18 protein-coding genes are annotated in these 17,573 nt (G+C 36.1%); 9 read left to right on the plus strand and 9 right to left on the minus strand.

The window, feature by feature from the left end:
* Positions 1 to 19 precede the first annotated feature (19 nt).
* Positions 20 to 763 carry a M15 family metallopeptidase gene (locus DZ858_RS07320; RefSeq protein ID WP_117158910.1) on the minus strand — a complete coding sequence of 248 codons (744 nt, stop codon included), beginning with the start codon at positions 761 to 763 and terminating at the stop codon, positions 20 to 22.
* A gap of 46 nt (positions 764 to 809) precedes the next feature.
* On the opposite strand from DZ858_RS07320, the gene DZ858_RS07325 reads away from it, so the two are divergent.
* Entirely contained in the window at positions 810 to 1,235 is a 426-nt protein-coding gene (locus DZ858_RS07325) for a GNAT family N-acetyltransferase (RefSeq protein ID WP_117158911.1), read from the plus strand.
* 9 nt (positions 1,236 to 1,244) lie between these two features.
* Here the strand turns inward: DZ858_RS07325 and pepE are convergent, their stop codons facing one another.
* Positions 1,245 to 1,955 (minus strand): dipeptidase PepE, encoded by a 711-nt coding sequence (gene pepE, locus DZ858_RS07330; RefSeq protein WP_117158912.1) that lies wholly within the window; start codon positions 1,953 to 1,955, stop codon positions 1,245 to 1,247.
* Positions 1,956 to 2,036: 81 nt separating this feature from the next.
* Here pepE and DZ858_RS07335 point away from each other — a divergent pair, with 81 nt between their 5' ends.
* The 7 genes from DZ858_RS07335 (at position 2,037) to DZ858_RS07365 (ending at position 9,082) form a co-directional block, all read left to right on the plus strand.
* The gene (locus DZ858_RS07335; RefSeq protein ID WP_117158913.1) at positions 2,037 to 2,852 is read left to right on the plus strand and encodes a carboxypeptidase-like regulatory domain-containing protein; all 816 of its coding nucleotides are present in this window, start codon (positions 2,037 to 2,039) and stop codon (positions 2,850 to 2,852) included.
* Entirely contained in the window at positions 2,839 to 3,621 is a 783-nt protein-coding gene (locus tag DZ858_RS07340; RefSeq protein WP_158548356.1) for a peptidase associated/transthyretin-like domain-containing protein, read from the plus strand. Before DZ858_RS07335 ends, DZ858_RS07340 begins: the two co-directional genes overlap by 14 nt.
* Before the next feature lie 51 nt (positions 3,622 to 3,672).
* A complete protein-coding gene (locus DZ858_RS07345) occupies positions 3,673 to 4,176 on the plus strand; it encodes a DUF6702 family protein (RefSeq protein WP_117158915.1) in 504 nt (167 codons plus the stop codon).
* A gap of 70 nt (positions 4,177 to 4,246) precedes the next feature.
* Positions 4,247 to 6,553, plus strand: a complete 2,307-nt coding sequence (locus DZ858_RS07350) for a M1 family metallopeptidase (protein ID WP_117158916.1) — start codon at positions 4,247 to 4,249, stop codon at positions 6,551 to 6,553.
* A gap of 86 nt (positions 6,554 to 6,639) precedes the next feature.
* On the plus strand, positions 6,640 to 6,927 hold the full coding sequence (locus DZ858_RS07355; protein WP_117158917.1) for a Sec-independent protein translocase subunit TatA/TatB: 288 nt from the start codon (positions 6,640 to 6,642) through the stop codon (positions 6,925 to 6,927).
* Complete coding sequence (locus tag DZ858_RS07360; RefSeq protein ID WP_117158918.1) at positions 6,927 to 7,505, plus strand: phosphatase PAP2 family protein; 579 nt, start codon at positions 6,927 to 6,929, stop codon at positions 7,503 to 7,505. Before DZ858_RS07355 ends, DZ858_RS07360 begins: the two co-directional genes overlap by 1 nt.
* Positions 7,506 to 7,567: 62 nt before the next feature.
* Positions 7,568 to 9,082 (plus strand): S8 family peptidase, encoded by a 1,515-nt coding sequence (locus DZ858_RS07365; RefSeq protein WP_117158919.1) that lies wholly within the window; start codon positions 7,568 to 7,570, stop codon positions 9,080 to 9,082.
* Positions 9,083 to 9,142: 60 nt separating this feature from the next.
* On the opposite strand, the gene DZ858_RS07370 is transcribed toward DZ858_RS07365, so the two are convergent.
* The 6 genes from DZ858_RS07370 to DZ858_RS07390 form a co-directional block, all read right to left on the minus strand.
* Positions 9,143 to 9,784 (minus strand): O-methyltransferase, encoded by a 642-nt coding sequence (locus DZ858_RS07370; protein WP_117158920.1) that lies wholly within the window; start codon positions 9,782 to 9,784, stop codon positions 9,143 to 9,145.
* 9 nt (positions 9,785 to 9,793) lie between these two features.
* Positions 9,794 to 10,129: a hypothetical protein gene (locus tag DZ858_RS15305; RefSeq protein ID WP_239990737.1), complete on the minus strand. Its 336-nt coding sequence runs from the start codon at positions 10,127 to 10,129 to the stop codon at positions 9,794 to 9,796.
* Positions 10,130 to 10,159: 30 nt separating this feature from the next.
* Positions 10,160 to 11,350: a peptide MFS transporter gene (locus DZ858_RS07375; RefSeq protein WP_239990738.1), complete on the minus strand. Its 1,191-nt coding sequence runs from the start codon at positions 11,348 to 11,350 to the stop codon at positions 10,160 to 10,162.
* 113 nt (positions 11,351 to 11,463) lie between these two features.
* Positions 11,464 to 12,603, minus strand: coding sequence for a hypothetical protein (locus tag DZ858_RS07380; RefSeq protein ID WP_117158921.1), 1,140 nt, complete (start codon positions 12,601 to 12,603; stop codon positions 11,464 to 11,466).
* Between the two features lie 5 nt (positions 12,604 to 12,608).
* The gene (locus tag DZ858_RS07385; RefSeq protein WP_117158922.1) at positions 12,609 to 13,691 is read right to left on the minus strand and encodes an amidohydrolase family protein; all 1,083 of its coding nucleotides are present in this window, start codon (positions 13,689 to 13,691) and stop codon (positions 12,609 to 12,611) included.
* An 80-nt stretch (positions 13,692 to 13,771) separates the two neighbouring features.
* Complete coding sequence (locus DZ858_RS07390) at positions 13,772 to 14,557, minus strand: SDR family oxidoreductase (protein ID WP_117158923.1); 786 nt, start codon at positions 14,555 to 14,557, stop codon at positions 13,772 to 13,774.
* Positions 14,558 to 14,707: 150 nt separating this feature from the next.
* On the opposite strand from DZ858_RS07390, the gene DZ858_RS07395 reads away from it, so the two are divergent.
* Entirely contained in the window at positions 14,708 to 15,715 is a 1,008-nt protein-coding gene (locus DZ858_RS07395; RefSeq protein ID WP_117158924.1) for a lipoate--protein ligase, read from the plus strand.
* A gap of 397 nt (positions 15,716 to 16,112) precedes the next feature.
* Here the strand turns inward: DZ858_RS07395 and DZ858_RS07405 are convergent, their stop codons facing one another.
* Positions 16,113 to 17,564: an aldehyde dehydrogenase gene (locus tag DZ858_RS07405; protein ID WP_117158926.1), complete on the minus strand. Its 1,452-nt coding sequence runs from the start codon at positions 17,562 to 17,564 to the stop codon at positions 16,113 to 16,115.
* Positions 17,565 to 17,573: the final 9 nt, after the last annotated feature.

Genomic DNA, 17,573 nt, shown 5'->3' on the forward strand with positions numbered 1-17,573 from the left:
TGGTTTTTAGAATACTAAGTTACGAAAGTAATTCGGGATTAATATCAAGAACATTTTCAGAACGGTACTTTTCTATAAATGCTTCTGAAAAATGTTCACTTCCTTTAATTTTTTCTTTTTGTAGTATGTCTTTTACATCTAACTTTTTATATTCCTGAAGCATAGGGATAGAAACTGGAGCATAGCTAAAGTGCCAAGGCTCGTACTTAAAACCTTTTCGGTTGGCGTTGTCGGTATAGACTTCATAAAACCCAAATGAGTTGGCGTTTTCGGTAAGCCAGCTTTTTAATTTGCAAAAAGGACCGGTTCCATGAAAATGTTCGGGTTGTAATACGTTTTTAGGTCGTGGAGCATTCCCATCAATAATATCAATATCAGTGCCCCAATGGTGACGAGATGTCCCGGGAATAGTGGAATATTCAATTATTTTTTCAATCGCTTCAGTTGGCGAAAGACCTTGATTTGTAAACCTATTGTATTTTCCTTCAAAAATTTGTTTTTGGCGTTCAAAGCTTCGGTAAGCAGATACTACTTCAATCTGTATGTTTTCTTCTGCAGCAGCTTTCTTCATTTTTAAAAATGCTTTTTTTGCTTCTTTATGCATTTTTGAAGTATAACTATCGCCCACAATATCGGGATTGCCCTTTCCTATTAATTGATTAAGTGTAAATTGCTGCTGAACAGCGGTAAAAGACAAGTGGGGCAATACAGCCAATGCAGTTGCTGAAAGTATCGAGGTTTTTATAAATTGTTTTCGCTTCATTTGGTATCTTCGAGGTTTATTTAAAAGTACTATAATTATAAAACTTATGAAGCTCTCTTTTGGTATAATTCCTCCTTCTGAAATTTTAATTATTATTCCTTTACTTCAAAAACTAGAAGAAAATACGATTCCAGAATCAGTTTCTAGAGAACGTGTTTTGGCAATGTCGAAAGAAAATTACGAATGTCTGGGAATCTACGATTTAGAAAAATTGATAGGTATTTGTGGACTCTGGTTTCAAACCCGTCATTATGCTGGTAAAAGCATGGAACTGGATCACGTATATATTGATAATGAATACCAAAGTAAGGGAGTGGGTAAAAAATTAATGGAATTTGTTACTGAATATGCTGTTAAAAAAGAATGTAATTGGTTGGAACTAAATACGTATGTACATAATTTTGCTTCGCATAAATTTTATTATAACCAAGGGTTTGTAGCCAAAGGCTATCATTTTGTTAAAGAGCTTTAAGTTATTTTTTTAAAGCGTTAGCTGACTGAGCGAAGTAGAAGTAGCAACTTCTACAGGATCTTTTCCTTGCTTAAAAATACGAGCATTGTGTTCGCCTTCTAAAACGATTGAGCTACCATTAACCCGTAACCAGCTTCCTTCACGTAAACCTACTACTGGAATATTATTTTGAGTGTGAAACTCTTTTATTCTAGTTTCACGGGTTTCGCCCATATGTTCACTTGAAGGGTTCGGGTCTAAATAATGTGGATTTACATTAAACGGAATTACACCTAATGTTTTAAATGATGGCGGATATACAATGGGCATATCGTTTGTGGTTTTCATACTTACACCGCAAATATTGCTACCAGCACTTGTGCCAAGATACGGTGTGCCATTAAATATGGCTTCGCGTAAGGATTCCATTACTTGGTTTTTATACAATGAGGAAACTAAAACAAAGGTATTGCCGCCTCCGGTAAAAATTCCTTTAGCTTCTTTAATCGCTTTAACAGGATCTTGGAAGGAATGAAGCCCCACCACTTTCTTATTTAGTTTTTCAAATGCTTTAGATGCTTTTTCGGTATATTGATCGTGAGAAATCCCTCCGGGACGGGCATAGGGAATGAACAGGATTTCATCGGTTTCAGAAAAAAACTCTGTCAATGCATCGGTTAAATAATCTAAATAATTTCCATTATAAATAGTTGAGGTACTTGCAACAATTAGGTTTTTCATAGTTCAGATTAAAAAATAATATGATAAATTTAACAAACGTACTTTAAAAAATGGCGTCTTTATATTGTAATTTAACTAATCATGCGTATTAAACTAACCATACTACTTGTTTTACTCCCACTGCTATCAATAGCTCAGGACATAGAAAGAGTTGTCATTGAGGGTTTTATAACCGCTCCAGTGAGTGAAGATGTAGAGGGTGTAAATATTTACAATAACTCTACCCAAAAAGGAACAGTCACCAATGATAAAGGAGAATTTAAATTAAAAGTGGGGGTTAACGATCGAGTATTAGTAACCGCATTGCAATTTCAGAGTTTTACTATAATTGTTGATAAAGGGATTGTAGATACCAAAATCATGAAAATTTATTTAAACCCGGCTGTAAATCAGTTAGAAGAAGTAATTGTGAGACCCTATGATCTTTCTGGAAACATTGTTGCCGACGTAAACAGGGTAAAAACCTACACGTTTGCACCTAAAATGGACTTATCCTATGAAGCCTTAAATTATAAATATGAATTTCAGCCAGATGCATTAACCAAAGTTGAAGGCAACGCTGCAGAAGAAGCTTTGCATGACAACGCTTTAAAAAATGGGGCTAATATATTGGGTATTATAGGACTTTTGTTTCCTGAAAATATGGAAATAAATCTTGTGAAAAATAAAAATATCGAAGACCGGGTGCAAATTTCCAGAACGCTACGGCAACGCTTCAGTAACGCATATATTGAAGAAACTTTTGGTATTCCCAAGGAAAAAGCAAATGATTTCCTCTATTTTGCCGAAGATGGCGGGTTAACCGAAACAATGCTAAAGGGTGAAAACGAAATGGAATTGCTTGATTACATGTACCAACAAAGTAATTTGTACAAAAAAAATAGTGAAGAAGAGTAATTTATTGTTATTAGTATTCTGCATCACTATAGTTGCTGAATGTTTGGCGCAACGAGAACCAATACAAGGTACCATTAGTAATAAAACTGATGTGGAAGGAATTCATGTAATGAATCTTACCTCTCGTTATAATACCGTTACAGGTGTTCATGGTAATTTTTCTATAGCAGTAAAAGAGCAAGATACTTTATTGTTTTCGTCCGTAAATTATGTGCCTAAAAAAATAGCCGTTTCTGTTGAAATAATTGAAAAAAGTATTTTAATAGTAACGCTTGACGAATTGGTAAATGAATTAGACGAAGTAGTGTTGGGGCCTAACCTGACAGGGAATCTGGAAAGCGACCTCAAAACCATTAAAACCGAAAAACAAATTAATTTTTACGATGTGGGTATCCCTGGTTTTATAGGCGAACCCGAAGAAAAAATCGTCCCCCTTTTTGTTGCTGCCTTTCCCACACAGGTAGATTTAGAAGCGTTATATAAGCATATAGGCGGATACTATAAAAAACTCAAGATCCAGCGTAAATGGGAAGGTCAAAACAACACGGTTGCTAAAGTCATAAACTTTTATACACCAGTATTTTTTGAAGAAGCTTATAATATCCCTGAAGATCGATTATATGATTTTTTACTCTTTTGTATGGAAACGAGCCTTCTTGAAAGAGATTTTAAAAAAGAAAACTATGTTTTGGTGCTGAAAATATTTGAAGAAAAAGGAATTGAATACACCAAAAGGTTGCAAGAACCAAAAACTACAGAAAAGGAATAGTTGTTGTAACATTTCAGCATATATTGCGTCCTATTAAAACACATTGAGTATATGAAATATCTAAAAATAGCAATTCTTGCTATCGTATTCCCTTTGATGACTGCTTCTGCACCAGCACATAAATTTTATGTAAGTACTACTAATATGGAGTACGTGCCAAAAAAGGAGTCTATTCAGATTATAACGAAAATTTTTATAGACGATATAGAAAAAGTACTTCAACAACGGTACAATCCTTCCATTTCCATAACCACTAAAGAAACTCAGAATGATATTGAGTACTTGAAAAAGTATATTCTTCAAAAACTGAACGTAAAAGTGAATGGAAAACCGGCAAAACTCAATTATATTGGTAGGGAATATGATATTGATATTGTAAATGTATATATTGAAATTTCAGGAGTAAAAGAATTGCATTCTGTAGAAGTAAAAAACGAAGTATTAATGGATCTTTTTGATGAACAACAAAACATTATCCATATAAAAACCCCCGAAAACCGAAGGAGTTTCATTTTAGACAGCCATAATATTAAAGATATGTTAAACTTCAACTAAACTGATTTTCATTCAGCAACATAAAAACTATTTTTAAAACTTTTTAAAATTTCAGAAATACAAATTATCTATGAAACTAATTAAATGCCTTTCCTTAGTAATCTTGTTTCTTTCAGCAGGGATGAGTTACGCACAGGATCAAAACAATGGTGACGAGCGTGAGCCGGGCCATATTAACAACAACCGTTTTAAACAATTATATGAGGAGTTTTCTACTCCCAATCAATATAGAAGTGCGAGTGGTGCTCCCGGTCCTAAATATTACCAGCAGAGAGCCGATTACGAAATGGACATCGAACTTGATGACGTAAGTAAAAAACTATATGGTAACGAAACCATTACATATACCAATAACTCTCCAGATGTGTTGGAATATTTATGGGTACAGTTAGATCAAAATGTTCGTGCCAAAGATTCAAAATCTTCATTGATCGAACCAAGTGGAGCTGCCCCAGCTGATATGGCTGGTTCTTTTGTGCAAAAACATATGGGAGCTGCTTTTGAGGGTGGTTTTAATATTCAAGAAGTTAAAGATGAAAAAGGAGGGAATCTTCCGCATACAATTAATCGCACTATGATGCGTGTTGAAATGCCAGAAGATCTTGAGCCAGGAGATGATTTTACATTTTCAATTAAATGGTGGTATAATATTCCAAACCATACAATTGATAGAGCACGTAGTGGTTATGAAGAGTTTAAAGATGGTAACCGCGGATATGTAATAGCACAATTCTATCCTCGTATGGCAGTTTATAATGATGTAGAAGGATGGCAAAACAGCCAGTTTTGGGGTAGAGATGAATTTGCATTGCCTTTTGGTGACTTTGAAGTAAATATTACTGTTCCTGCAGATCACGTGTTAGACGCTACAGGGTCTCTTCAGAATAGGAAAGATGTCTTTACCAAAGAGATGATGAATCGTTTTGAAAAAGCGAAGAAGTCTTACGATAAACCTGTAATTATTGTAACACAAGAAGAGGCAGAAAAAGCTTCAACAGGGTTTACAAAAAGTAAAAAAACGTGGGAGTTCAAAGCAGAGAATGTTAGAGATTATGCTTTTGCAACATCAAGACGTTACATTTGGGATATGATGGCCGTAAAGCAAAACAACGGTAAAGATGTAATGGCTGTGTCTATGTATCCACCAGAAGGCAACCCATTATGGGAAGAGTTTTCAACGAAAGCTGTAGCGAGTACTTTAAAATCCTACTCTCGAATGACATTTAATTACCCATACCCTAAAGCTATTTCAGTACACGCTAAAAATCAAGGGATGGAATATCCAATGATTTGCTGGAATTACGGACGCCCAGATGAAGATGGAAATTACAGTGAGCGTACTAAGTATGGTATGATTTCAGTAATTATTCACGAAGTTGGCCACAATTATTTCCCTATGATTGTAAATAGTGATGAGCGTCAATGGACGTGGATGGACGAAGGTCTTAACACGTTTGTGCAGTATGTAGCTGAACAGGATTTTGGTGAGTGGTATCCTGATGCTATTGCGCCAAACAAAAAGTATCCTTCTCGTAGAGGTCCTGCAAAGAACATTGTAAGTTATATGGCAGGCGATCAAGATTATATCGCTCCGATAATGACGAAAGGTTTAAATACTTATAACTTTGGTAGCAACGCATATGGAAAACCTGCTACAGCTTTAAATATTTTACGCGAGACTGTAATGGGGCGCGAATTGTTTGATTATGCTTTTAAAATTTATGCTAATCGTTGGATGTTTAAACACCCAACCCCAGAAGATTTTTTCAGAACCATGGAAGATGCTTCAGCTGTAGATTTAGACTGGTATTGGAGAGCTTGGTTTTATAGTACTGAATACACAGATATTGGAGTGAAGGATGTAAAACGTTTTTATGTAACTTCAAAAATGAATCAAGAAGTGCGCGATATGATGGAAGCCAGAGGAATGAAAGAGAGCGATCTCCCGCCATTAGTCTATATGATTGAAGAAGGAAGTGAAGATTACGAAGAAAGTATGAAAAATGCTTCTTTAGACGATATAACCACCTTGCAAGAATATATTATGGATAATCTTTCTGCTGAAGAAAGAGCAAACCTGAAAAAGCCAAACTATTTCTACGAAATAGTTTTTGAAAAACCAGGAGGTATCCCAATGCCAATCATTGCAGAGTATACTTATAGCGACGGAAGTACAGAGCGAGTGAAATATCCAGCTCAAATCTGGAGAAAAAATGACAAAGAAGTAGGAAAGGTAATTGCTTCAGAAAAAGAGATTGTAAAAATAGTGGTTGATCCAGATGAGGAAACAGCAGATATTGATACAGAAAACAATAGTTGGCCTAAACGTAAAAAGCTAGGTGATTTTGACAAATTTAAAAACAAAGTAGAAGAATAATTTTTTCTGAAATTTATATACACAAAGCCTCGTTGTTTTAACGGGGCTTTTTCGTGTAGCATAATATTCTTGTTTATATTTGCAATATGTATGCAGAGGCAATCTTTTTATTTATAAGCGGTACCGAAATTGTATTTATACTTTTTATTGTACTACTGGTTTTTGGTGCTGATAAAGTTCCCGAAATCGCTAAAGGTTTAGGTAAAGGTATGCGTCAACTTAAAGACGCTACAAACGATATTAAATCTGAAATCACTAAAAGTGCCGAAAAACAAGGACTTGATGTTGATATTACAAAAGATGTACGTGAAGAGATTGATAAAGTAAAAGAAGATGTAGACGAAATCACCGGTCCCATTAAACGCAGATTTTAATGTTTGACATTCTAAAAGAGTGGGACAGAGAGTTGTTTGTACTTCTTAACTCCTTAGGAATAGAAAAGTTTGATAATTTTTGGATTACCGCCACACAAATAGAAACTTGGACGCCACTTTTTTTAGTTTTCTTTTTTTTAATATTCTACTACTTTAAATGGAAACGGGGAGGAGCTATCCTTTTCTTCTTATTACTAACCTTCGGAATTACCATTTTCTTTACAGGTTTTGTAAAAGATTATTTCGCCAGACTAAGACCAAATAATGTTGAAGCATTGTCTGAGGTTATTCGTATTCTTCAAAAACCCAATAACTATAGCTTTTTTTCGGGGCATGCTTCCTCTAGCTTTTCAGTAACCACGTTTATGGCTTTAATTTTAAGGCAGAAAACCAAATGGATATTTCTCGCCTACCTTTGGCCACTTGTCTTTGTAACCAGCAGAATTTATGTAGGTGTTCATTACCCAAGTGATATACTTGTAGGAGCTTTAGTAGGTACTATCTTCGCAATTATCTTTTACAAATTGTGTAAAAAAGCATTAGAGCATGACAAGCTAAAAGTTAGGGACTTAGAGTAACTTCCTCGTGTTAATTGCTATTTTTTGTATCTTGATGTTTTATTAATTAAACCATCAAACCTATGAAAAAACTACAACTCGTAGTACTGGCCGCATTCGCAATAATTGTGATAGGCTGTACAAAAGACAATCCCCTAACAGAAGAAACACAAGAAACTAATCTTACTTCTGAAACTTCACAAGAATTATTAACTATCCCCCAAATCAACAAAATCATTGATGAACAACTACGCCGTACAGGCGATTTTAGTTGGGATAAAACGTCCGATCAAGTATTATGGAGTGCCACGGTGCACGGAAGTGGTATTTTAACCATTGGATATGGAGAAAAAGGAGAAAGTTTCAGCACTGAGAAGAATGCAAGACTTACCGATTCGAAAAATGCAATCATTTCTGAAGTAATTTCAATGGAAAAGGGTTCTCGAAAAGAAACTCTTTTCGAAGACGATGATGTACTAAATGTAATTGATGTTCAGGTAAAATCCCTGAAAACCATTACCGAATTAAGAAAACGAAACGATATTCGGTATATGGAACCCAACGCGTATTCTTTCTTTTACAGTGAACAATATCCTCAAAACAGATCGTCTAGCGGTTGTGGAAAGGATGGACAAACCTTAAACAACAATGATTACCGAACTGTTGCCCCAGGATCGTTAGTAAGTTGGACATATGATGAGCACAATATAGAACAGGCTTGGAGCTATAGTACCGGATCTGGTGTAACTGTTGGTCTAATAGATACAGGAGTGTCACAAAGTCAACCCCTTTTAGGAAGTAACTTTAACGATGGGTATAGTACAGGAAGGACTATTCAAAAATATGGAACGTTTATCGATTCAGCTTGGCCCTGGTCTAACAACTATGATGGTCCACATGATAAATGTGGTCATGGAACTAGTATGGGGTCAACCATTGCTTCCCCTAGAAATAATGATAACCTACCTGTTGGGGTGGCTTACAATTCAAACTTAATAGCGTATCGTGCTACAGAGGATGTATTATTAAACGATTACCACGAACGTAAAGGTGTAAAAGATGCCTTACGACAATTGGCAGATAGAAGCGACGTAAAAATTATATCAATGTCTATCGGGTATCCTTGGTCTATTAACAATGTAAAAGATGCTGTACGATATGCACATAGCAGAGGGAAACTTATATTTGCAGCTGGCGGAACTTCCTTAGACTTCACTAATTGGTATCCGGTGATTTTTCCTGCCAGTATGAGCGAAACGGTTGCCGTAACCGGAATAACCGATGATGGAACGTACGAACAGTGCGATACGTGCCACGATGGTAGCGAAATAGAATTTACTATTGTGATGCAACGTGCAAATGATAACGGACGTACAAGTGCGGTATTAGGCTTTTATAATGGAGATACCGATTATGTAGGAGGTTCTTCTGTGGCAACAGCAACAACTGCAGGAATTGCAGCATTGGTTTGGGAACGCCACCCAACTTGGAGTAGAAGCCAAGTATTGAATAAAATGCGACAAAGCTCCGAGTTTTACCCTAATAAAGATAGTACAAAGGGGTATGGAAATATTGATGCGTTGCAGGCGGTTCAATAAAATTTTAACTTTAACCAAACTAAAAAGGTTCAGAAATTTTTCTGAACCTTTTTTTATAAACTATATCATTCTACTAACCGTTAACCCATCTCGAATAGGCAATAAAATGGTTTCCAGTTTAGGATGTTCATTGAGCAGTTTGTTATACTCCAGTAATGCTTCCGTGTCCTTATCGTCTTTCTTTAAAGGCTGGATGACTTTTCCGCTCCACAACACATTATCACTTAAAATAACCGATCCGCTTTTTAATTTTGGAAGAATAATGTCGAGATACTTTGGATAATTACTTTTATCAGCATCTATAAAGACCAAATCAAAAATTTGAGTTAGTTTTGGAATAATTTCTAAAGCATTTCCAGTATGTTGTATTATCTGCTCTCCAAAGCCTGAAGCATTGAAGTATTTTCGTTGAAAATCGTGCAGTTCCTCATTGATATCAATGGTGTGTAATTCACCTTCTTTATGCATTCCTTCCGCTAAACTCAAAGCTGAATAGCCTGTATAGGTGCCAATTTCCAAAATGTATTTCGGGTTTATTAATTTGGAAAGCATACTCAATACACGCCCTTGTAAATGACCACTTAACATTCTAGGTGCCAATACTTTTTGCCAGGTTTCTCTATTGAGCTTTTGTAGCAGTTCAGGTTCCGGCTGCGAATGATTTTCTACGTAATTGTTTATTTCTTCAGGAAGAAAGTCCATGTTATTTGTTTAATGTATGCCACCCATCATTTTTTTAATGAATGGTGAAATTAGTATCGCAAAGATACCCACAATTATACTAATGGTACCAAAACTTGCATACACTGAAACATACGAAAATAGTTGTTGTAAACCTTCACTTTCCGTTAAAACACTTTGTAAAGTTAATCCGCTTATTTGCTCGGTAATGGTTCCAAAAAAACCAGATGAAAAAACAGATGCTTCTCCTCCTGAAACAGATGTAAGCTTAGCAATTTTCCCAGCAAAAAAGTGTCCGAAAAAATTAGCAGAAAACCAAACGCCCATGATGAAAGCGGTGTATTTTAAAGGGGATAATTCGGTCATTTTAGATAAACCGATGGGTGATAAAAATAATTATCCGATTGTCAGTACCATATAGCCTAGTATTAAATACGTCATAGAGGTTCTTGCAAAGTCGTCAACACTATTTGCAGACATGGCAAATATGAGAAACCCAAGACCAAGAAACAATAGTCCCAATCCGAATTTAACTGGGGAATTTGGATTTCTATTTCGTTTGCTTAAAAACGTCCATAACATGGAAAAAGGTATGGCAAAAAGAATGATGAATCCCGCGTTAATACTGTTGGTTCCTGCGGCGTCCATCCCCACCAAGTTTACATTTCTATCGGCAAATAAGGTTAAGGAACTGCCGGCTTGTTCAAAAATTGCAGCGAATAAAGTGTACAATATAGTAAAATAGACAGCAACCAATAACCGCTTCTTTTCCTTCATACTTACGGTTGAAATAATATACGTTATATATGCAATCAAGAACAGTGAGACAATCCACACTAAATAGCTTTCAAATTCGTGAAAACGAACAATCGTAGCAAATAACACTACTGAAACTATAGAACAAATTACAATCCATTTTCCTTTGTTTAAACCGAGCGTTTTTAAATTGTATTTTTCAGTATTTGGCACCAATCCTTTACTGCCAAATACATTGCTTTTTAAGCCGCTATTAAAAACAAGAAGTCCGGCAACCATTCCAATTCCTGCTAAAACAAAACCATAATGCCAACCGTAATTTGCGGCAAACCAAGCACAGGCTAAGGGGGCAATGGCAGCTCCTAGATTGATACCGAGATAAAAAATAGTAAATCCAGAATCTCTTCTGCTGTCTCCTTGTTGGTATAGTTCGCCTACAAAAGATGAAATATTAGGTTTAAAAAAACCGTTCCCCACAATAATCAACCCTAAGGAACCATAGAAGAAAATAGGAAGTTCAATAGTAAGAAAAAAGTGTCCCAGCACCATTAAAACGCCACCAAGTATAATTGATTTTCTATAACCTAAAATTTTATCTGCTAAAATTCCACCAATCATAGGGGTTACATACACTAATGACATATACGCCGCATACACACCAAAAGCCATATCGTCACCAAACAACAAGTGTTTAGTCATGTAAAGCACCAAAAGGGCTCGCATTCCGTAGAAAGAGAACCGTTCCCATAATTCAGCAAAAAATAAGTAAAGTAATCCCTTTGGATGTCCAAAAATCTCAGTAGGTTCGTTGTCGATTGTCGTATTGCTCATAGTTGTATGTTAAACTTTTGAGCAATGTAAAAGCGAGTCATTGAGTTTGAAATGACTGTTTTAAATTATAACAAAAAATAGTGGGTTGTGAGTAATTGTGAGTGAAGCAACAATTAATTACAAATAGCTTTATACTCTTTGTTTTCAGGTGTTTCTGAGAATTCTTCTAACAAAGCTTTGTCAATTGTTATATTTTCAGGAATGATACGTAAGCGGTACCTGCTTTCACCTATAAAGATAAAAAGATCACGTCTATCCAATTTTTCATTTCCCTCTAATTGTAGAATATCATTTATATTTTCGATAATTCGGGTGACGTAAGTTTGGTTTGTTATTTCACCGCCTAGGTTTACCAAAATACTTTGCGAAACCCCTTCAGCATATTTCCGCCTAATGGCAAACTTCAATAAGTTTTTATACTGTGTGGTTTTAGAGCCAAAATCGATTACCTGATCAACAATTCCTTTGGTAGGGATATTAATTTTAACCAAACTCCAATCTAAAAAAGAGATGGCCATTTCGTTTGGTTTCGGCATGCTGGCAAGTCGAATTACCCAAATAGTAGCCAATACCAAGAAAACAGCAATTAAAGACGTTTTAGCAATAATTTTAATAAAGTTGTTACTGAAATCATTTCCGAAGGTTAAAAAGGCTTCTGAAACTTGAGAAGTGAATGTTAGTACAATTACCAAAACAGCGATTATTCCTATTAATTTCAACCCTCTATACGCAAAGGTTCTATAAAATGAAACACCTAATAAATAACATAAAAAAGCAGATAATAATAAATCTGGAATGCTGCTTATTTTTATATTTTGAATCGTATTTGAATTCCCTAAAAGTTGCGGTAGAATAAATGTAATAGCGGCCGTAGCGACAATTAGACCAATAATTTTTTTTATATTTCTCTTATTGTGATAGATAAACTGCGGGGCGTAGTAAAAATAAAAAAGCGCCAGCAGTAGAAACATATTGTTTACAATAGAAAGCAAATTTACTCCTAATTGATACCCTTGGGTATCTATAAATGAAAAGACCATTCCCGCATAACTCCATACCCCAGAAACAACCCAAACGAACATGGCAAAACTTAAATAGAGTAGTGCTTTATCTACCCTTTTTTCAGATTCATCTTCTTCTAAAATATATTTAAACTGCTTTCTAATGTGATACCAAATCGCCAGCAAAAGCACCCCACCAATTAATGCTATAAAAATGTGAGATAGAATATAAAACCTAGCGACTTCTGTCATGAGTGTTAACTAAGAATTCTATTAACCAATTTCTTTTTAGCAGCTTCGTCATCACCGCACAGCCATTGTATTACATTATCTTCCCAAATGGCATCACATTCTTCCTCTGTTAAGATATCTCGTTCTTGAGCAAGATCTAAAATTTTACCAGGATACGAAGATTGTACAGCACTCTCCATTTCTCCTAATGGATATGGATCATCTAGGCCCATTATAACTTGCTTTGGGTCTTGATTTTCTACCAATAATTTTAACGAACCTGTATCGTGTACTAAAGTGTCAAAAAATATGTTTTTATGTCCAACTGCTTTTCTAGGGTGTGTTTTTCCTTCAAATAGATCTGGCCGACCATCAAAACCTTGAATACGGCGTCCTAAATTTATTTGTGCTAATTGTCCGCCGTGTGCAAAACACGTACGCATATTGGGGTATTTATCTGCGTACCCATTCAACGTTAAGAAGTGATATGCATCCGCACATTGCGCTAACATCCAGATAAGGTGGAAGCGCCAAGATGTGTTTTCCAATTTTATAAATTTTTCACCATCGTAGGGATGAATTTCAACCGCTAAATTATACTTGCTGGCTAGTTCAAAAATGGGTTCGTTTTCTTCATCAAAAATACAGCGCCATGTTCCAATGGTATCCATATAGTGGGTTGGTAAACATAAAAGTTGAAGCCCTAATTCTTCGACACAACGTTCAATTTCCCATAAGGCACCTCTTACAAATCCTGGGTGTACTACAAATCCGCAGGTAAATTTTGACGGATTATCGTGCTGCACTTTCGCGTTAAAATCGTTCTGAAACCGTAATGCTTGCTTCATTTCTTCTACTCGAAGACCATTTCCATATAATTGTGAAAGGTTTAAAACAACGGCGTGATCAATATCAAACCGCTCCATCCACTCTAGTTTCTCATTTAAAAAGAAACTAGAATCAGTAACGGGACGGCTCCAATCTTTTTGAAGCATAAACTTTTTATCTTCATCTACCCAAAAAATCTCCTTGTCTTTCATAAACTGAGGAATTTGTTCTGGATATGGAAGTAGATGCGAATGACCGTTAATGCGAAGTTTTCTTTTCATAGAGGGTGGCTTGTTCAGGTTTTTCGAATGATATTGTATTCAGATAAAGTTACAATAAAAAGTGTTGAGAGCAATTTAGCTTATAAGCTTTTCGTTCTTCCTCCATCAACCGGCAAGTTAATACCGTTAATGTAACTCGCTGCTTCACTGGCTAAAAAGGCAACCGCATACGCAGTTTCTTCGGGTTGTGCAAAACGGGCTGCAGGCACTAAACTCTTCATAAATTCAGCAGCTTCTTCTTCTGTTTTATCATGTTTTTTAGCAGCATTGCCTACAATGTTGTCTAAACGGTCAGTAGCTGTAAAACCGGGTAACACATTGTTTACCGTAATGCCAAAACCACCCAATTCGCTAGCGAGAGTCTTGCTCCAATTGGCAACGGCACCACGAATGGTATTGCTTACGCCCAAGCCTTCAATAGGTTGTTTTACCGAAGTGGAAATAATATTAATAATACGTCCGTAGCCCACTTTTTTCATTCCTGGAACAACGGCTTGCACTAATATTTGGTTGCAAACCAAGTGTTGTGAAAAGGCTTTGGTAAACTCTTCCGTATCTGCTGAAAAAAGAGGTCCGCCTTTTGGTCCCCCAGTATTGTTAAGTAGAATATGAAATACTTTGTCTTTTGTAGCCGCTTCAATTTTTTCTTTAAGGGCTTCAGGGTTTGAAAAATCGGCTACTATATAATCATGTCGCTGTCCGTCACCAGTGGGTAATTGCGACAGTACACCTTTCAATTTCTCTTCATTTCTGGCAACTAAGGTAACGCTGGTCCCTAACGAAGCCAACTCCATGGCAGATGCTTTTCCTATTCCGGCACTGCTTCCACAAACAAGTGCCGATTTAAAGTTTAAATTTAAATTCATGAGCTATTAATTGAGCGATTTATATACTTTGTTCTGTAAATATACTATGATTTTATGGGAAGCATGGAACAGAAAGCTTATTTCTGAAAGCCCCCAACATTTCAGAAATTTTAAGTACCTTGAAGCTTCAATTTTGCTAAAAATAACGCTATGATTTTTATTGAAAATGAAGGGGTTACAAATCCACACCTTAACTTGGCCTTAGAAGAATACATTGTCCGGAACTTCAGTTTTGACAATGACTATCTTTTGTTTTATATAAACGAACCTTCTATAATTATAGGTAGAAACCAGAATACCTTAGAAGAAATCAATCACGAATACGTAGAGGAAAACAATATTAAAATCGTTCGACGTGTGTCGGGTGGAGGAGCGGTATATCATGACTTCGGAAATTTAAACTTTAGTTTTATAACCGATCACGATATTAAGAGTTTAAACAACTTTAAAAAAGTTACAGCGCCTGTTGTAAAAGTGCTGAACAGTATGGGCGTTCCTGCCGAAATGAAAGGAAGAAATGACGTAGTAGCAAACGATAAAAAAATATCCGGTAATGCACAATTTTCTACCGGAAAACGGATGGTAAGCCACGGCACCTTGTTGTTAGATACTGATTTAAGTGAGGTTGCCAATGCATTACAAGTTAAAATGAGCAAGATTGAAAGTAAAGGCCATAAATCGGTACGGAGTCGGGTGGCTAACATTTCAGAATTTATGGATGAAAAGGTCGATATTGAAACCTTTCGATCTTTAATTTTAAAAGGGTTATATGAAGCGCGAGACGATTTTGAAACCTATCGTCTTACAGATGAAGAATGGGAAGGTGTCCACAAACTAAAAGAAGAAAAATACGACACTTGGGAATGGAATTATGGCAGTTCCCCAAAATTCAATATACAACGTGAACGCAGATTCCCAGCTGGAACACTAGACCTTCGCATTTTTGTTGAAAAAGGACACATTAAAAACTTTAAAGCATTTGGTGATTTCTTCGGAAGGGAACCGGTTGAAAAATTGGAAGAATTATTCATTGGCACCCGTTATGAAAAAACTGACATAAAAAATATACTAGAAAATATCGATATCGAAGCGTATTTCGGTGCCATACCAAAAGATGAATTTATCAATTTAGTATATGGCGCGGATGAGGAGGGTTAGTTTGTTTAATTAGTATCTATAAGAAGAAATGTTACTAGGATATTTTGATTATATATTTTTTGCTGTTCTCATTTTTCTAAATTTTAGATTTTGGAACAGAAAAATTAATTGGAAAGTAGGTTGCATAATCGGCGGATTGTCTTTTAGTGTTTTTTTACCAATTCTTTCAATTGTAATTGAGCTTACCAGAGTGGAAATCACATCAGGACCTTGGATGGATAGTTTTGAGGTTGTTTATACATTTTTACGATTTCCTACTTATTGGATAGTTGGAATTATTCAAGCAATTATTATTGGAATAAATTTGAGCCATAAAAAACAGAATTAAATAAATCTGAGTGAAACTCATTATTATTCACTACTCATAACCTTTTTTCTGTCCACTAAAAACTAACAACTACCCTCTATTGTACTTAATACAAACGTTCTTAGGCTCGGTAAAAAATCGAAGCGCTTCAAAACCACCTTCCCGGCCAACACCGCTATTTTTCATACCGCCAAAAGGGGTGCGTAAATCCCGGTTAAGCCATGTATTTACCCAAACAATTCCAGATTGTAATTGTTTTGATAATCTCATGGTTCGGTCTAAATTGTTCGTCCAAAGTGTAGCTGACAAGCCATACTTCACGCCATTCGCCATTTTTAAAGCTTCGGCCTCGGTTTTAAACGGCATAAGGGTTACTACAGGGCCAAATATCTCTTCTTGGTTTACACGGCATTGGTCGTCAAATACTTCAATGATTGTAGGTTGTAAATAATAGCCATTTTCTAAATTTTCAACGGTAACAGTTTTACCACCAAAGAGGATTTTTCCACCTTCTTCTTCGGCGATTTTAATATAGGATTGAACTTTTTCCAAATGTGGTTTTGAAACTAAAGCCCCCATATTCGTTTTAGCATCAAACGGATCACCCACTCTTAATTGCGATACTTTTTCAATAAAGTCTTTTTTAAATTTCTCGTAAATGGATTCTTCTACAAAAATGCGGCTTCCGCAAAGGCAAATTTGCCCTTGATTGGCAAACGACGATTTTACAGTTGTTTCCAACATATTCTCATAATCGCAATCGGCAAAGATGAGATTGGGATTTTTTCCTCCTAATTCCAACGATAGCTTTTTAAACATCGGTGCGGCGGTACGGGCAATATGTTCGCCGGTTTTAGTGCCACCGGTGAACGAAATAGCTTTGATGTTTGGATGTTCCACAATAGCTTGCCCGGCAGAAGGTCCCGTGCCGTGAACAATATTCAATATGCCTTTTGGTAAACCGGCTTCAGTAAGAATCTCACCTAATAAATAAGCTGTCATGGGTGTAACCTCACTTGGTTTTGCCACGACTGTATTTCCCGCTGCAATAGCTGGGGCAATTTTCCAAGTAAATAAATAGAGTGGAAGGTTCCAAGGGGAAATGCAACCTACAACACCTAACGGTTGTCGTAACGTAAAATTCATACTGTCCATCCCGACACTTTCATGTGCTTCACTGGCAAATTGGGTGATGGCATTTGCAAAAAACCGGAAATTAGCAGATGCTCTAGGAATATCGATTGCTAATGCTAAACTTAAGGGTTTGCCATTGTCTTTGGCTTCAGCTTCAGCTAATTTGACTAAATTTTCTTCAATAAGATCGGCTATTTTTAAAAGGATACGACTGCGTTCGTCGATGGTAGTATTGCTCCAAGTTGGGAATGCCTTTTCAGCTGCTTGATACGCTTTTGCAACATCATCTGCATCAGAACTTGCTATTTGAGAATATACCTCACCATTCGATGGATTATAGTTGTCCAACCACTTATTAGATTGAGGCTTGGCATATGTTCCATCAATATAGTTTAAAATCTTTTCCATAGCAGTAGG

Source organism: Marixanthomonas ophiurae, from assembly GCF_003413745.1.
Lineage (GTDB): Bacteria > Bacteroidota > Bacteroidia > Flavobacteriales > Flavobacteriaceae > Marixanthomonas > Marixanthomonas ophiurae.

Coding starts and splice junctions, on each gene's coding strand:
- DZ858_RS07320 (WP_117158910.1), bottom strand. CDS start 763: ATGAAGCGAAAACAATTTATAAAAACCTCGATACTTTCAGCAACTGCA.
- DZ858_RS07325 (WP_117158911.1), top strand. CDS start 810: ATGAAGCTCTCTTTTGGTATAATTCCTCCTTCTGAAATTTTAATTATT.
- pepE (WP_117158912.1), bottom strand. CDS start 1,955: ATGAAAAACCTAATTGTTGCAAGTACCTCAACTATTTATAATGGAAAT.
- DZ858_RS07335 (WP_117158913.1), top strand. CDS start 2,037: ATGCGTATTAAACTAACCATACTACTTGTTTTACTCCCACTGCTATCA.
- DZ858_RS07345 (WP_117158915.1), top strand. CDS start 3,673: ATGAAATATCTAAAAATAGCAATTCTTGCTATCGTATTCCCTTTGATG.
- DZ858_RS07350 (WP_117158916.1), top strand. CDS start 4,247: ATGAAACTAATTAAATGCCTTTCCTTAGTAATCTTGTTTCTTTCAGCA.
- DZ858_RS07355 (WP_117158917.1), top strand. CDS start 6,640: ATGTATGCAGAGGCAATCTTTTTATTTATAAGCGGTACCGAAATTGTA.
- DZ858_RS07360 (WP_117158918.1), top strand. CDS start 6,927: ATGTTTGACATTCTAAAAGAGTGGGACAGAGAGTTGTTTGTACTTCTT.
- DZ858_RS07365 (WP_117158919.1), top strand. CDS start 7,568: ATGAAAAAACTACAACTCGTAGTACTGGCCGCATTCGCAATAATTGTG.
- DZ858_RS07370 (WP_117158920.1), bottom strand. CDS start 9,784: ATGGACTTTCTTCCTGAAGAAATAAACAATTACGTAGAAAATCATTCG.
- DZ858_RS15305 (WP_239990737.1), bottom strand. CDS start 10,129: ATGACCGAATTATCCCCTTTAAAATACACCGCTTTCATCATGGGCGTT.
- DZ858_RS07375 (WP_239990738.1), bottom strand. CDS start 11,350: ATGAGCAATACGACAATCGACAACGAACCTACTGAGATTTTTGGACAT.
- DZ858_RS07380 (WP_117158921.1), bottom strand. CDS start 12,603: ATGACAGAAGTCGCTAGGTTTTATATTCTATCTCACATTTTTATAGCA.
- DZ858_RS07385 (WP_117158922.1), bottom strand. CDS start 13,691: ATGAAAAGAAAACTTCGCATTAACGGTCATTCGCATCTACTTCCATAT.
- DZ858_RS07390 (WP_117158923.1), bottom strand. CDS start 14,557: ATGAATTTAAATTTAAACTTTAAATCGGCACTTGTTTGTGGAAGCAGT.
- DZ858_RS07395 (WP_117158924.1), top strand. CDS start 14,708: ATGATTTTTATTGAAAATGAAGGGGTTACAAATCCACACCTTAACTTG.
- DZ858_RS07405 (WP_117158926.1), bottom strand. CDS start 17,564: ATGGAAAAGATTTTAAACTATATTGATGGAACATATGCCAAGCCTCAA.